Origin of the sequence: Pseudomonas sp. MF6767, assembly GCF_016405475.1 — a bacterium.
GTDB lineage: Bacteria > Pseudomonadota > Gammaproteobacteria > Pseudomonadales > Pseudomonadaceae > Aquipseudomonas > Aquipseudomonas paracarnis.
Window position 1 is genome coordinate 152,347 of the sequence record NZ_JAEKCY010000011.1, and the last position, 14,562, is coordinate 166,908.

A 14,562-nucleotide genomic window follows, 5' to 3' on the forward strand; every position below is an offset into this window, starting at 1 on the left:
TTTAGAAGCCCGTTCATGGCCCAGCCGTCCACGACCTACAAATTCGAACTCAACCTCACCGACCTCGACCGCTCGGTGTACGAGAGCGTCAAACAGACCATCGCCCGCCACCCTTCGGAAACCGAAGAGCGCATGACCGTGCGCCTGCTGGCCTACGCCCTTTGGTACAACGAGCAATTGGCGTTCGGGCGTGGCCTGTCGGATGTAGACGAACCGGCCCTGTGGGAAAAAAGCCTGGATGATCGTGTTTTGCACTGGATCGAAGTCGGCCAGCCGGATGCCGACCGCCTCACCTGGTGCTCGCGCCGCACCGAGCGCACCAGCCTGCTGGCCTATGGCAGCCTGCGCGTGTGGGAAGGCAAGGTGGTGCCGGTGGCCAACAACCTGAAAAACGTGCATATCGCTGCCGTGCCCCAGGAAGTGCTGGAGACCCTGGCCAAGGACATGCCGCGGGTGATCAAGTGGGACGTGATGATCAGCGAAGGCACGATCTTTGTGACCGATGACCGTGGCCAGCATGAAGTGCAACTGCAATGGCTGGTCGGCGAACGCGGTTGAAAAGGTGGGAGCTGGCTTGCCTGCGATGGCATCCACTCGGCGTGCCTGATGTACCGAGTCGTATGTATCGCAGGCAAGCCAGCGCCCACATTTGATCTTGTTGCGTTCACTATCTGTGTTTAACCGATGTATTAGAAGAGAAGCTCCCGTCACCCCATGCGTATCGATCCCCGCCCATTGCCCGCCGTCCTGCCTTTTCTCGGTGAACTGCCACCGCTGTTGACCCGCCTTTACGCCGCACGCGGGGTGCAGTCGGAGGCCGAGCTGGACAAGAGCCTGGCGCGGTTGATTCCCTATCAGCAGCTCAAGGGCATCGACGCCGCGGTGGACTTGCTGGTGACGGCCTTGGAGCAGCGTCAGCGCATCCTGATCGTCGGTGACTTCGACGCCGATGGCGCCACAGCGAGCACCGTAGGCACCCTGGGCCTGCGTTTGCTCGGGGCGGCCCATGTCGACTACCTGGTGCCCAACCGCTTCGAATACGGCTACGGCCTGACCCCGGAAATCGTCGCGGTGGCGCTGCAGCGAGAGCCGCAGTTGCTGATCACCGTGGACAACGGTATCTCCAGCGTCGAAGGCGTGGCGGCGGCGAAAGCGGCAGGGTTGCAAGTGCTGGTCACCGACCATCACTTGCCCGGCGATGAACTGCCGGCCGCCGACGCCATCGTCAATCCGAACCAGCCGGGCTGCGGGTTTCCCAGCAAGGCCCTGGCCGGTGTCGGCGTGATCTTTTACGTGCTGATGGCCCTGCGCGCGCGCTTGCGCAGCCTGGGTTGGTATGACAGCAAGCCCCAGCCGAACATCGGTGAACTGCTCGACCTCGTGGCTCTGGGCAGCGTCGCTGACGTGGTGCCGCTGGACGCCAACAACCGCATCCTCGTGCATCAGGGGCTGGAGCGTATTCGGGCCGGTCGGGCGCGGCCGGGGATCAAGGCGATCCTGGAAGTGGCCAAGCGTGATCATGCGCGTATCACCTCCACCGACCTGGGTTTTATCCTCGGCCCGCGCCTGAATGCTGCCGGACGCCTGGATGATATGAGCCTGGGCATTGAATGCCTGCTTACCACAGACTTCGCCGCCGCACGAGAAATGGCCGCGCAACTGGACGGCATGAACCAGGACCGTAAGTCCATCGAGCAAGGCATGCAGCGCGAGGCCCTGGCCCAGCTCAAGGACCTGCCGGTGGAGTCGATGCCGTACGGCTTGTGCCTGTTTGATCCGGAGTGGCACCAAGGGGTGATCGGGATCCTCGCGTCACGTATGAAGGAGCGTTATTTCCGCCCGACCATCGCCTTCGCCGATGCCGGTGATGGCCTGCTCAAGGGCTCTGGACGCTCGGTGCAAGGCTTTCATATCCGCGATGCACTGGCGGTCGTCGCCAGCCAGCACCCCAACCTGATCACCAAGTACGGCGGCCACGCCATGGCGGCGGGGCTGACCTTGCCCGAGGCCAACTTCCCGTTGTTTGCGCAAGCCTTCGATGCCGAAGTGCGCCGGCAACTGCGCGAAGAAGACCTCACCGGTCGCCTGCTTTCAGACGGCACCCTGGCGGTGGAAGAGTTTCACCTGGAACTGGCCCGCGCCCTGCGCCATGCCGGCCCGTGGGGGCAGCACTTTCCCGAGCCGTTGTTTCACGGGGTATTCCAGTTGGTGGAGCAGCGGGTGGTGGGTGAGCGGCATTTGAAAGTGGTGCTCAAGAGCGAATGCGGGTCGGTGAAGCTCGATGGCATCGCCTTTGGTGTGGACCGCGAAGTGTGGCCAAACCCGACGGTGCGTTGGGTGGAATTGGCCTACAAGCTGGATGTGAATGAGTTTCGTGGCAATGAGACGGTGCAACTGATGATTGCGCACATCGAACCGCGCTAGTTTTCATCAACACCACGTACCACTGTGGGAGCGCGCTTGCCCGCGATGACGGAGTGTCAGTCAACGCTACTGTGACTGAGCCACCGCTATCGCGGGCAAGCCCGCTCCCACATTGGGTCTTGGATTAAGCTGGAATTATTCGGCTTTGGCCTGATGCTTGACGATAATATCCACCAACCGCTTGGCCAGCGCCGGGTAGTTCTCATCGAAGTGATGCCCGCCCGGCAGCTTCATGGCTTCGCCCACGGCGGTCTTGTCGGTGCAGCCACTCTCGTCGACTTCTTCGGCGCCGTAGATGCACACGACTTTCTCAGGTGGCAGCTTGGCCATTTCCGGGCCGGTGGCGGCTTCTTTGCCGGCGTTGCCCAGCCAGCCTTCCACTTCGATTTCAAAGCTGCCGGTGCGGGCGAAGGCCAGCAGGATGATCGCGTCCACCCGTTGCTGTTCGTTCTCTGGCATACGGTTGTAGATCGCCGGCAATACGTCGGCGCCGAACGAGTAACCGGTCAGCACGAAGCGCTTGGTGCCCCACTTTTGCCGGTAGTGTTGCATCAGCTCGGTGAGGTCCTTGGCACTTTGCTCCGGCGTCTTGTGCTGCCAGTAGTAGCGCAGGGTGTCGATGCCCACCACCGGGTAGCCGATCTTGGCCATCTCGCCCGCCACGTCGCGGTCCAGGTCGCGCCAGCCGCCGTCACCGGAGAGGAACAGGGTCACGGTGTCCTTGGCTTGGCCGGCAGGCACTTCCACCACCGGAATCGCCAGGCCGCCGTTGTCCGAACCGACCAGTTGCTTGCGCAGTTCGTTATTCAGCACCTGTGGGTAATGAATGTCGTAGTCGCTGATGCTGGTGGCGGCGCGCGGTGTGTCGCGTACGAAACTGGCGCTTTCATCGTCGGGGTTATCGTTCCACGCTACCAGCCAGCTGCCATGGGCGGCGGTTTTCGGCAGCGGGTCGTTGCAGCCTTCCTGTTTCAGGGCGAAGCCCACGGAGATGGCGTTGGCCTTGTCGTCGTTCTGGGTGGCCAGCCAGCGCCAGGCGAGTGCGGCGCCAGGGCCAATGCCGCTGACCAAGGTTGCCGGGCCTTTCAGCTGGGCCAGGGCGCCTTGCAGGGCTTTTTCCTGCAGTGCGCAGTCATCTTTTGGCAGCACCACCTGAACCAGTTGCGCTGAACCGCCCTGGCTCAGGGCAATCAGTTGGCTGTCGGTCAGGGTTTCGTCGGCCATCACCGCCACGGCCACGCGGGCTTTTGCGTTGCTGGCCGGGGTTACGCGGGTCATTACCGAACCGTCGGCCTGGGGCAAGTGCTCCAGGGTCGGTTGCGGAGCAGGGCGGTTCCAGTACCAGAAGCCACCCGCCGCGATCAGCGCAAGCAGCACCACTAAAGCCAATACATACCGCCAGGAGCGTCGAATCATCAGCGTTTCACCAATCCAGTCAAGCCGCCCGCGATCAGGGCGGCGGTATCGGCCAATGCCACCAGCGGATCCAGTCCTGCGGGCACGGCCATGTAACGGGGTTCCCAGTCGGGCTGGAACTTGTCTTTGAAGCGGCGCAAACCTTGGAAGTTATACAGTTGCTCGCCACGGCGGAACACCATCGAGCCCAGGCGCTGGGTCAGCGGTGCGCCACGGCGCGGTTGCAAGCCCGACAACGGCACCATGCCGAGGCTGAAGCGCGCGTAGTCGTGGCTCTTATAATGTTGAATCAGGCCCACCATCATGAACTCCATGGTCAACTTGGGCGCGTCCGGGTGGGCACGCATCAGGTCGAGGCTGGCCAGATCATGATTGTAGGTTTCGAGCAAATTGGCGAAGGCCACCGGGCGCCCTTCGAAGCGAATGATCGCGATACGAAAGTGCTTGAGGTAGTCATCGCTGAAACGGCCCAGGGAGAAGCCCTTTTCCCGCACATTCTTACCTGTAAGCCAGGCATCGGAGATGACTTTTAATTCATCCATCGGCGCCTTGCCCGGTTCGCAGATTTCCAGGGACAGGCCGTCCCGGGTGCCACGGTTCCAGGTGTAGCGCAAATCCTTCATTTCTTTGCCCTTGGCTTCCAGGTCAAAGCGTTTCAGGTCGACGCGGGCTTCTTCACCCAGTTTGATCGCGGTGAGGCCGATGTCCATGTAATACGGCAGATTCTCGGCGCGTACCTGGTAAAACACCGGACGGGCGTGGTGGATGTCGCACAGGTCGCGGAACTGCCAGATCATCTCGGCGCGCGGTTGGGTCGGGCCGATCGGGTCGTACAAAGCCACCAGGCTACGCCCGCGACGGGCATACATCAGGAAGGCTTCATCGTTGGGGTGAAACAGCAGCGCCTTGTCGCCGGTGAGCGCCAGGCCGCCGTCAGGTTGGGACGAGGCCATCAGGATCTTGCTGGCGCGCTCCAGTTCTTCCGGGGTCGGCAGGTGGATGACCGGGCGTGCCGTGCGCAGCAGCCAGGTCAGCGACACGATCACCAGCAACACGGCGGCGCCGAGCAGCGAACGCAAACCACGCGGGGCGTTGGCGTCGAGGGTGAACTGCCACCAGAGTTGGTGACTGTAGGGCACGTCCTGATAGGCAAACAGCAGCAGCCAGATCGAGGCGCCGAGCACACAGACACTGGCCACCAGGTACAGCGGCGAAAACGGCAACTCGGTCAGGCGACTGGCGCGGTAGAACGAGCGGCGGAAGATGGCCAGCAGCACTGCGGTCATGGTCATCAGGCTGGCTTCTTCCCAGTCGAAGCCTTTAAGCAGCGAGAGCAGGGCGCCAACCAGCAGCAACACCATAGTCAGCATCCAGGCGGCCGACAACCGCCGGCGCAGGCCCTGGGCGAGCAACAGGCACAACACACCGATCAGGCTGGCACCGAAGTGCGACGCGTCAATCAGACGATGGGGAATCAGGAAGCCGATGTTTTCCAGGCGTGAGTCGATCTCTGGCGTGGCGCCGGAAAACAGCAGGACCACGCCGGACAAAAAAACCAGGACGGCCAATACTGGCGCTGCCAGCCCCGACGCTACCCGCAGGCTTTGCTGGGTCTGGAACAGGCGCTGGGCCTCGTTGACCAGCAGGAATACACAAGCGATCAACAGTGGCAGCACCACGTAGATCATGCGGTACAGCAGCAAGGCAGCAGCCAGGGGCGCGGCACCGAGTTTGTCGGCAAAGGCCGCCAGCAGGATCGCTTCGAATACGCCCACGCCGCCCGGCACATGGCTGAGCACACCGGCGGCCAGGGCCAGCAGGTACACCAACAGGAACGGGCCGAAGGGCGGCGCTTCGGGCAACAGCAGATACAGCACGGTAGCGGCTGCGGCGACGTCCAGTGCGGTGATGATCAGTTGCAGGAAAGTCAGGCGTCGGCCAGGCAGGCGCAGGGTGCGGCGCCCGGCCTTGACCAGCAGGTTGTCGGGGTAGGGCTGTTCCGGCAGGCGGCGGCGATAGATGCCGATGCACAGCAGGGCCGACAACAGCAGCACGGCGCCGGCAATGCCGCCGAGCAGGCTTTGCGATAAATGCAGGTAAGTGGAGGCGGCTGGCAAGTTGCTCAACGTGGCCAGCGCGGCCAGCGGCGGCAGCGCACAGCCCAGGGCCAGGCTGGCGAACACGGTCATGTGCGCCACTTCCGAGGCGCCGATGCCATGGCGTGCATATAAACGGTAACGCACCGAACCGCCCGAGAGCATCGACAAACCAATGGCGTTGCCGATAGCAAAGGCGGTGAAACCACCCAGGGCCAGGGTCTTGGCGGGCAATTGCACGCCGGCATAACGCGCGCCGGAGAATTCATAGCCGAGCAGGATCACAAAACCGGCGACTGCCGCCGCAAAGGCCCCCAATAGGGCAGGCTTGGGCACTTCCAGGATCGAATCGTGCAGGGCGTAGAGGTCCAGCTCTAGCAGCAGGTGCCGGCAGGCGATCAGGGCGATTGCAAACAGCAGGAGCGTCACGGCCAGGCCGATGGGCTGGCGGTACTTGCTCAACAGGTCCAGCCACCGCAAACGGGTGGGAGTGATCGGTTGTTCTGCTGTGACGGTGTCTTGTGGTTCAGACGAGTTGGCGCGCATCAATCACCTCGTGGATTGTGCGCGACAGGATGGAGGTATCCAGCCAAGTTACCAATCCCTATGGACAAAATAATTACAAATATTAACGCGGATCACCGGGCGCGGCGACTGCGGCCATTGGTCGTAGAGGGGTAGCGCTTGAGCATTGAGCATAGCGTGCAATGAGATGGACTCTGCAAACCGTCTACGGTTTCATGAAAGATGCCATGCCATTGTTTCAGAAGAACTTTTTCGCCAGATACAAAAAAGGCCACTCTTTCGAGTAGCCTTTTTTGATGTTTGGTTGCGGGAGCCGGATTTGAACCGACGACCTTCGGGTTATGAGCCCGACGAGCTACCAGACTGCTCCATCCCGCGTCTGTGGGCGGCATTCTACAGCCCAATGGCGGGGTGTCAACCGTTAATGAGCCGATCGCTGAAATAAGCGCTAATTATTCTGAAATCAAGGTGTTGGGCGCATTCTGCAAGGGAAAACAAGCGCGCACAAAAAAGGCCACTCTTTCGAGTAGCCTTTTTTGATGTTTGGTTGCGGGAGCCGGATTTGAACCGACGACCTTCGGGTTATGAGCCCGACGAGCTACCAGACTGCTCCATCCCGCGTCTGTGTGTCGGCATTCTACAGAGGAGCGCGAGTGTGTCAACCTGTGAATCGAAGAAAAGCGCTTTTGCTTCAATCGGTTAGCGCTTGATGAGGGCTTCTTGAGGGCTTGAAGCCAGGCAGGGCAAGGCTTTCAGCTCTATTGGGATGCGGGGTTCGATTGAGAAAATATATTCATCTACGAAATTTCCTACCGCTCAGACAGAAGATTCAAACTACTGGTGCTATATACAGGGGTGAGTGCGATACTGGCCACCCGTTGGTTAACACCCCGTTTATATGACGCAGCGCAAAATCATCCACGTCGACTGTGATTGCTTCTACGCCGCCATCGAGATGCGCGACGACCCGAGCCTGGCGCAAAAGCCCTTGGCTGTCGGTGGCTCGGCAGATCGGCGCGGCGTGATCGCCACCTGCAATTATGAGGCGCGGGCGTATGGGGTGCGTTCGGCGATGTCGTCACGTCACGCCCTGAAGCTGTGCCCGGACTTGACCATCGTCAAGCCGCGCATGGATGCCTATAAAGAAGCGTCGAAAGAAATCCAGCTGATTTTCCGCGACTACACCGACTTGATCGAGCCGTTGTCGCTGGATGAGGCTTACCTCGACGTGTCTGACAGCCCGCATTTTGGCGGCAGCGCCACGCGTATTGCCCAGGACATTCGGCGCCGGGTCTCCAACCAGCTGCATATCACTGTGTCTGCCGGCGTGGCGCCCAACAAGTTTTTGGCCAAGATCGCCAGCGACTGGAAAAAGCCCAACGGCCTGTTTGTGATCACGCCGGATCAAGTTGAAGACTTTGTCTCGCAGTTGCGTGTCAGCAAGCTGCATGGCGTGGGCAAGGTCACCGCTGACAAGCTGGCGCGCCTGGGCATCGAAGACTGCCTGCAATTGCGCGACTGGAACAAACTGGCGCTGGTGCGCGAATTCGGCAGTTTTGGAGAGCGCCTCTGGAGCCTGGCCCGTGGGATTGATGATCGTGTAGTGCAAAACGACAGCCGGCGGCAATCCATCAGTGTAGAAAATACCTTCGACGTGGACTTGCCCGATCTTTCAAGTTGCCTGGCGAAACTGCCGGAGTTGATGGAGACCCTGGCCGGGCGCATGGCGCGTATCGACAGTAGCTACCGGGCGGGCAAGCCGTTCGTGAAAGTGAAGTTTCATGACTTTACCCAGACGACGCTGGAGCAGGCGGGGGCAGGGCGGGATCTGGAGAGTTATGAACAGTTGATGACCCAGGCGTTCAATCGCGGGGGCAAGCCGGTGCGGTTGTTGGGGATAGGCGTACGGTTGCTGGACCTGAGCGGCGGCAACGAACAGCTCGAGTTTTCCTGGTAAAAACCCGAAATAAATGTGGGAGCTGGCTTGCCTGCGATAGCCGTGTGTCAGTCACGAATGCTTTAACTGATACACCGCTATCGCAGGCAAGCCAGCTCCCACAGTTTGATCTTCACAGGTATTGAGCGATCAGCGTGCGCCGGGATCCGCCACCAAACGCCCCCCATCCTTGGTCAACGCCTGCACAAACTCCTGCTGCAACTCCGGATCATTGCGCGTCAGTTCGATCAGGCTTTGTTCCAGCTCGCTGGCTTCTTCTTCCAGGCCCAGCTCCGACAGGCGTTTGACCCGGTGTACCCACTGGTTCACTTCGTCATCTTCCAGGTCGTCATAGATCAGGGCATGGGCTTCGAGCAGCTTGCTGCGCAGCGTGTTACTGACCGCCAGGGTCGAGTCGGTATGCACGTCGTCCTGGCCATCCGCCACAGTGATTTTCAGCGTGGTGACGCGGTTCAGGTCCTGCTCGGCAAAGGGGCTGTCCAACAGGTTAAGGCGCAGGATGCCGTTACGGTCGGTGGTCAGCTCATGGGTCTGCTTGCCGGCAGTGACTTGCACCGGGCGCTCGCTCCAGGGCAGGCTCGAATACTCCAGGCGCTTGTCACGCTGGACTTCATCGATAGCCGCCAGGTTCTGTTGCGCACGGCCGTGGGATTGCACGTTCATGAACGGGTTGATGCCGTCCACGCCATAGCTCAACCAGTCATGGGTCACACTCGTGGGCAGGTTGCCGAGGGCGAAGATATTCGCCACGTTGGCACCCACGCCCGCCACCAGCGCCACGGCACCCAAGGGCATCTCGTAGAGTTTGCGCCAGGGCTGGTAGGGCGTGTAGCGGTCATAACGACGGGTGACTTCGAATTCGGTGACCTCGAAGGTCTTCTGCTCATGAATGCGAACCCGGCGTTGCGGCAGTTCCAGCACTGTGGGTTCGCCTACATCGATCTGCAGGCTGTGGCCGAGCAACTTACGCTCGACCCGCTCCTCGTGCTCACTGCGTTGCGACATCTGATTGGCGCAGCCGCTGACCAGCAGGGCGCCGCACAAGGCGGCGCCCCCCAGGGCTCTGGTGTTTCGCTTGAACATGACTTCTCTTGATCTGGTTTTCAGCGACGAATACGCGCCTGGAGGAAAGACAGCACGTCAGCCACCGGCAACGGTTGGGCTTCGGCTTCGGTCCGGCTCTTGTATTCCAGATTGCCATCCGCCAGGCCGCGGTCACTGACCACGATCCGGTGCGGGATGCCAATCAGCTCCATGTCGGCGAACTTGATGCCCGGGCTGGTTTTCTTGTCCCGATCATCGAGCAGCACTTCAAAACCGGCAGCGGTGAGTTCCGCATACAGTTTGTCGGTGGCTTCGCGTACTTGCTCGGTTTCATAGCGCAATGGCACCAGGGCTACCTGGAACGGCGCCAGCGCGTCACTCCAGATGATGCCTTTCTCGTCGTTGTTCTGCTCGATGGCAGCGGCAACCACGCGGGATACGCCAATGCCGTAGCAGCCCATGTCCAGGGTGATCGGCTTGCCGTTCTCACCCAGTACTTCGCACTTCATCGCCTTGCTGTACTTGTTGCCCAGCTGGAAGATGTGCCCGACTTCGATGCCGCGCTTGATCTCCAGGGTGCCCTTGCCATCCGGGCTCGGGTCGCCGGCCACGACGTTGCGCAGGTCGGCCACGGTCGGAACCGGCAGGTCACGCTCCCAGTTCACGCCGAAGTAGTGCTTGTCGTCGATGTTCGCGCCGATACCGAAGTCGCTCATCAGCTCGACCGAACGGTCGATGATGATCGGCAGCGGCAGGTTCAGCGGGCCCAGGGAGCCGGCACCAGCGCCAATGGCGTCGCGCAGTTCGGCATCGGTGGCCATGACCAGCGGGCTGGCCACGCCAGGTTGCTGGGCAGCCTTGATTTCGTTGAGCTCGTGGTCGCCACGGATCACCAGGGCGATCAGCTTGCCTTCTTCTTCGGCGCGCACGATCAGGGTCTTGATAGTCTTTTCAATCGGCAGATTGAATTTCTCCACCAGGGCCGCGATGGTCTTGGTGTCTGGCGTGTCGACCAGGCGCAGTTCCTCGGTGGGAGCAGGGCGCGAGGTTTCACGTGGTATGGCTTCGGCCTTCTCGATGTTCGCCGCGTAGTCGGAACCGTTGCTGAACACGATATCGTCTTCGCCGGACTCGGCCAGCACGTGGAATTCGTGGGAGCCGGCACCGCCGATGGAGCCGTTGTCCGCTTCAACCGGGCGGAACTTCAGGCCCAGGCGCGTGAACACGTTGCAGTAGGCCTGGTGCATGCGGTCGTAGGTCGCTTGCAGGGAAGCCTGGTCGGCGTGGAACGAATAGGCGTCCTTCATGATGAACTCGCGGCCACGCATCAGGCCGAAGCGTGGGCGGATCTCGTCACGAAACTTGGTCTGGATCTGATACAGGTTGAGCGGCAACTGCTTATAGCTACTCAGCTCGTTGCGCATCAGGTCGGTGATGACTTCTTCGTGGGTCGGGCCGGCGCAGAAATCGCGGCCATGACGGTCTTTAAAACGCAGCAACTCAGGGCCGTACTCTTCCCAGCGCCCGGATTCCTGCCACAACTCAGCCGGTTGGGTGCTCGGCATCAACACTTCCAGAGAGCCGGCCGCGTTCATTTCTTCACGAACGATGGCTTCGACCTTGCGCATCACCTTCAAGCCCATGGGCAACCAGGTGTACAGGCCCGAGGCCAGTTTGCGGATCATACCGGCGCGCAGCATCAGCTGATGGCTGATCACAACCGCGTCGGAAGGCGTTTCTTTCTGTGTGGCGAGCAAATATTGACTGGTACGCATGGTAGGCCGTTGTCGGTTGCTTGGACTTGAAATGACTTGGGATTGTACGGGCGCAGAGTGCTGGAGTACAGGTATCAGAATGCAGAGGGGTCTGTGGGAGCGGGCTTGCTCGCGAATGCGGCGTGTCAGCCTCCGAGTCTTGGACTGACCCACCGCATTCGCGAGCAAGCCCGCACACACATGTATCAGTCTTCCGGCGGGGGATTCAGTCGGGCGCGGCGGTTCTCCTGGAACCAGTGCAGCGCAATCAGGAGCAGCGTCGGCACACCCAGCAGGCAGGTGATCATAAAGAAGTTGTGATAACCGAACTTCTCCACCATCACCCCTGAATAGCCGCCGATCAAACGCGGCAGCAACAGCATGATCGAACTGAGCAGCGCATATTGGGTGGCGGAGAACTTGAGGTTGGTGAGGCTCGACAGGTACGCCACGAACGCCGAAGTGGCCATGCCCGAACTGAAGTTGTCCAGGGAGATGGTGACGATCAACATCTGCAGGTCGGGGCCCATGTCGGCGAGCATCACGAACAGCAGGTTGGTACCGGCCGAGGCCACGCCGCCGATGAACAGGATCGGCAGTATCCCGAACCGCACGATCAATAGGCCGCCCATGCCGGCGCCGAGCAGGGTCATGATCAGGCCGAAGATCTTGCTCACTCCGGCGATCTGGTCCTTGGTGAAACCCTGGTCGATATAGAACACGTTGGCCATGACGCCCATCACCGTGTCGGACATGCGATAGGTGGCAATCAGCCCGAGCAGCAGCAGCGCCTGCCAACGGTAGCGCAGGATAAAGTCGTTGACCGGCGTGAGCACGGGCGCCAGGCCCCGGCGGCCCATGGCTGAAAGGCACAGGGTAGTGAGGATGATATAGAGGATGGCGCGCAGGAACGCGCGGTCTTCCATCAGCAGTTCCCACAAACTCACGCCCTGGAACAGCACGCTGGCGAAGTCGGTGTTGTACAACTGGGTGAACATCGCCGGTACCGAGACCAACAGCACGATCAGTACAAACACCGACACCAACTGGTGCATGAAACTGTAGCGTCCGGCCTGCAACTGGGTGCGCAGTGGCACATCAGGTTCACGCATGAGGAAGGTGGTGAGCAACGCCGGCACCATCAACACGCCGAACAGCACATAGGTGCCGGTCCAGGCCGAGTGTTTATAGTTGAAGCCGGTGGAGCCAAAGCCTTCGGCAAAGAACAGCGCACCGGCGGTAGCCAGCAGGGCGGCAATGCGATAGCCGGACATGTAGCTTGCCGCCAGGGCGGCCTGACGGCTGTCGTCGGCGATTTCCAGGCGGTAGGCATCCACGGCGATATCTTGGGTGGCCGACGCGAAGGCGACGATCACCGCAATGGCGATCAACCAGGACAGGTGTTTTTGCGGGTCACAAAAGCCCATGCCGATCAATCCGAGGATCACCAGCGATTGGGCCAGCACCAGCCAGGAGCGACGACGCCCCAGTTTGCCAAGCAACGGCAGGCGCCATTGGTCGAGCAGCGGCGACCAGACCCATTTGAAGGCGTAGGCCAAGCCGATCAGGCTCGCATAGCCAATGGTCTCGCGGGCCACACCGGCTTCACGCAGCCACACCGAAAGCGTCGAAAACACCAACATGTAAGGCATGCCGGCGGCGAAACCGAGCAACAACAGCACTAACGTCGAAGGGCTGGCATAGGCGGCGAGCGCGGCGCGCCAGGTTTTACGGGGCATGGGCTGGAGTCTGCCTCAGATTTGCGGAAACAAAGCGCGCACTCTAACCGCTGTGCTCTACCGGGCGCCAGCCATGACGCTGAATATCAACACGATTGTTCAGGATGGTGACGCCTTCGCTACGTAAACGCGCACGTTGTTCGTCACCCGAGGCACTGCCCACCGGCAAACTTATCCGACCACCGGCAGCCAGCACCCGATGCCAGGGCAACCGCGTGTCTTGCGGCAACTGGCTCAGGGTGCGCCCGACCCAGCGGGCAGCCCGCCCCAAACCGGCCAAGTGGGCCAGCTCGCCGTAACTCACCACGCAGCCTTCGGGCACCTGCGACAACGTCAGGTAGAGTGCGGTGCGGCGCATCTCGGCGGGGCTTTGTGGCGTATCGGCGGGTAGGATCACTGTGGGGATATCCGTTGAGATCGTCGTTGTTTTGTCAGAAACGTCTGTAAACATGACGATGAGTATTGAACTCAATATAAATCCTTGAGTCAGTTCTAGCCATGTAACACTATAACGCCCCTTATTTTCGCCAACCCTGAGTCCCGTACTTGCTTATGTTGTCCAGAACCCTGTTGTGCCTTGCTGTTTTCAGTGCTTCCACGCCCTTGCTCGCCGATACCGTCTGGTTGAAAAACGGTGACCGGCTCACCGGCAAGATCAAAGTCTTCGACGGTGGCAAGTTGCTGATCCAAACCGACTACGCAGGCTCCATTCCGGTGGACTGGAAGCAGGTCAAAACCCTGGAAAGTGACCAGGAGCTGCTGGTCAAGCAGGACGCCTACAGCGGTGAAAAGGCCAAGTCCTTGCAGGCATCGGATGACGGCAAGGTGGTGCTGGCCAATGGCGAGGCGCCCAAGACGGTGGAACTGGCAAGTATCCAACAGATCATGAAGCCCAAGCCCGTGATCGAAGACCTGGTTTGGAAGGGTAATGTCGACCTAGCGCTGGACTACAAACGCGCGGACAAAGACACCAACGACTACGACATCGACTTCAAGACCTCGGCCCGTCACGGCCAGTGGCGTCATACGGGCAAGGGCGAATATAACCGGGAGTTCCAGGACGACGTCACCACCACCGACAACTGGGCCCTGGAATACGACCTGGACCGTTTTATCACCGAGCACTGGTTCTGGCAGGGGCGCCTGACTTATAAGCGCGACAAGGTCGAAGACCTGGCGCGCCAGCGCACCGTGGGTACCGGCCCGGGCTACCAGTTCTGGGACGATGAGTTGGGCGCGTTCTCCCTCGGATCGCTGGTCAACCGTACCGATTACGAATATGCCGACGGCGGCAAGGACAACTTCTACTCTCTGGCCATGAAGTGGAACTACAACCGCTACTTGGTGGGCAAGACCGTGGAGTTCTTCACCAACGGCGAATTGGGCAAGCCTCTGGACGGTCCGGCCGATTACTCCCTGGATGCCGAGATGGGCCTGCGCTACAAAGTCACCGAATGGGCGTCCCTCAATCTCAAGGCCGAGCGTGACGTCATCAGCGGCGACTCCGATAGCAGCTTGAGCAAGACCCGTTACACCGCAGGCTTCGGCGTGGCCTGGTAAACCGGCGTCGGCCACTCTGGCAACCTGCGCAGATATTGATTACCTTG

General features: G+C 60.7%; 10 protein-coding genes and 2 tRNA genes. 4 read left to right on the forward strand and 8 right to left on the reverse strand.

Annotated elements, in window-relative coordinates:
- Positions 1–15: 15 nt before the first annotated feature.
- Together JFT58_RS18540 and recJ are read left to right on the forward strand one after the other, a co-directional pair.
- Positions 16–558: a YaeQ family protein gene (locus JFT58_RS18540; protein ID WP_003193952.1), complete on the forward strand. Its 543-nt coding sequence runs from the start codon at positions 16–18 to the stop codon at positions 556–558.
- A gap of 156 nt (positions 559–714) precedes the next feature.
- Positions 715–2,424: a single-stranded-DNA-specific exonuclease RecJ gene (gene recJ / locus JFT58_RS18545; protein ID WP_054897673.1), complete on the forward strand. Its 1,710-nt coding sequence runs from the start codon at positions 715–717 to the stop codon at positions 2,422–2,424.
- Between the two features lie 135 nt (positions 2,425–2,559).
- Here the strand turns inward: recJ and JFT58_RS18550 are convergent, their stop codons facing one another.
- The 4 genes from JFT58_RS18550 to JFT58_RS18565 form a co-directional block, all read right to left on the reverse strand.
- Positions 2,560–3,840 (reverse strand): virulence factor family protein, encoded by a 1,281-nt coding sequence (locus JFT58_RS18550; protein ID WP_103299583.1) that lies wholly within the window; start codon positions 3,838–3,840, stop codon positions 2,560–2,562.
- Positions 3,840–6,482 carry a bifunctional lysylphosphatidylglycerol flippase/synthetase MprF gene (gene mprF / locus JFT58_RS18555; protein ID WP_014719775.1) on the reverse strand — a complete coding sequence of 881 codons (2,643 nt, stop codon included), beginning with the start codon at positions 6,480–6,482 and terminating at the stop codon, positions 3,840–3,842. The genes JFT58_RS18550 and mprF overlap by 1 nt, the downstream gene beginning before the upstream one ends.
- Positions 6,483–6,762: 280 nt before the next feature.
- A tRNA-Met gene (locus JFT58_RS18560) sits at positions 6,763–6,839 on the reverse strand.
- A gap of 166 nt (positions 6,840–7,005) precedes the next feature.
- Positions 7,006–7,082 (reverse strand) — tRNA-Met (locus JFT58_RS18565).
- 277 nt (positions 7,083–7,359) lie between these two features.
- Here JFT58_RS18565 and dinB point away from each other — a divergent pair.
- Positions 7,360–8,418: a DNA polymerase IV gene (dinB, locus tag JFT58_RS18570; RefSeq protein ID WP_003193948.1), complete on the forward strand. Its 1,059-nt coding sequence runs from the start codon at positions 7,360–7,362 to the stop codon at positions 8,416–8,418.
- 129 nt (positions 8,419–8,547) lie between these two features.
- Here the strand turns inward: dinB and JFT58_RS18575 are convergent, their stop codons facing one another.
- The 4 genes from JFT58_RS18575 to JFT58_RS18590 all read right to left on the reverse strand — a co-directional run bounded on the left by JFT58_RS18575 (position 8,548) and on the right by JFT58_RS18590 (position 13,313).
- Positions 8,548–9,501 (reverse strand): hypothetical protein, encoded by a 954-nt coding sequence (locus JFT58_RS18575; protein ID WP_054897671.1) that lies wholly within the window; start codon positions 9,499–9,501, stop codon positions 8,548–8,550.
- A 20-nt stretch (positions 9,502–9,521) separates the two neighbouring features.
- Complete coding sequence (locus tag JFT58_RS18580) at positions 9,522–11,237, reverse strand: proline--tRNA ligase (RefSeq protein ID WP_034128629.1); 1,716 nt, start codon at positions 11,235–11,237, stop codon at positions 9,522–9,524.
- Between the two features lie 185 nt (positions 11,238–11,422).
- Positions 11,423–12,955 carry an AmpG family muropeptide MFS transporter gene (locus JFT58_RS18585; protein ID WP_014719771.1) on the reverse strand — a complete coding sequence of 511 codons (1,533 nt, stop codon included), beginning with the start codon at positions 12,953–12,955 and terminating at the stop codon, positions 11,423–11,425.
- Positions 12,956–12,998: 43 nt separating this feature from the next.
- On the reverse strand, positions 12,999–13,313 hold the full coding sequence (locus JFT58_RS18590; protein WP_054897670.1) for an MGMT family protein: 315 nt from the start codon (positions 13,311–13,313) through the stop codon (positions 12,999–13,001).
- A 194-nt stretch (positions 13,314–13,507) separates the two neighbouring features.
- Here JFT58_RS18590 and JFT58_RS18595 point away from each other — a divergent pair, with 194 nt between their 5' ends.
- Positions 13,508–14,515 (forward strand): DUF481 domain-containing protein, encoded by a 1,008-nt coding sequence (locus JFT58_RS18595; protein ID WP_034128627.1) that lies wholly within the window; start codon positions 13,508–13,510, stop codon positions 14,513–14,515.
- The last annotated feature ends 47 nt before the right edge of the window (positions 14,516–14,562 follow it).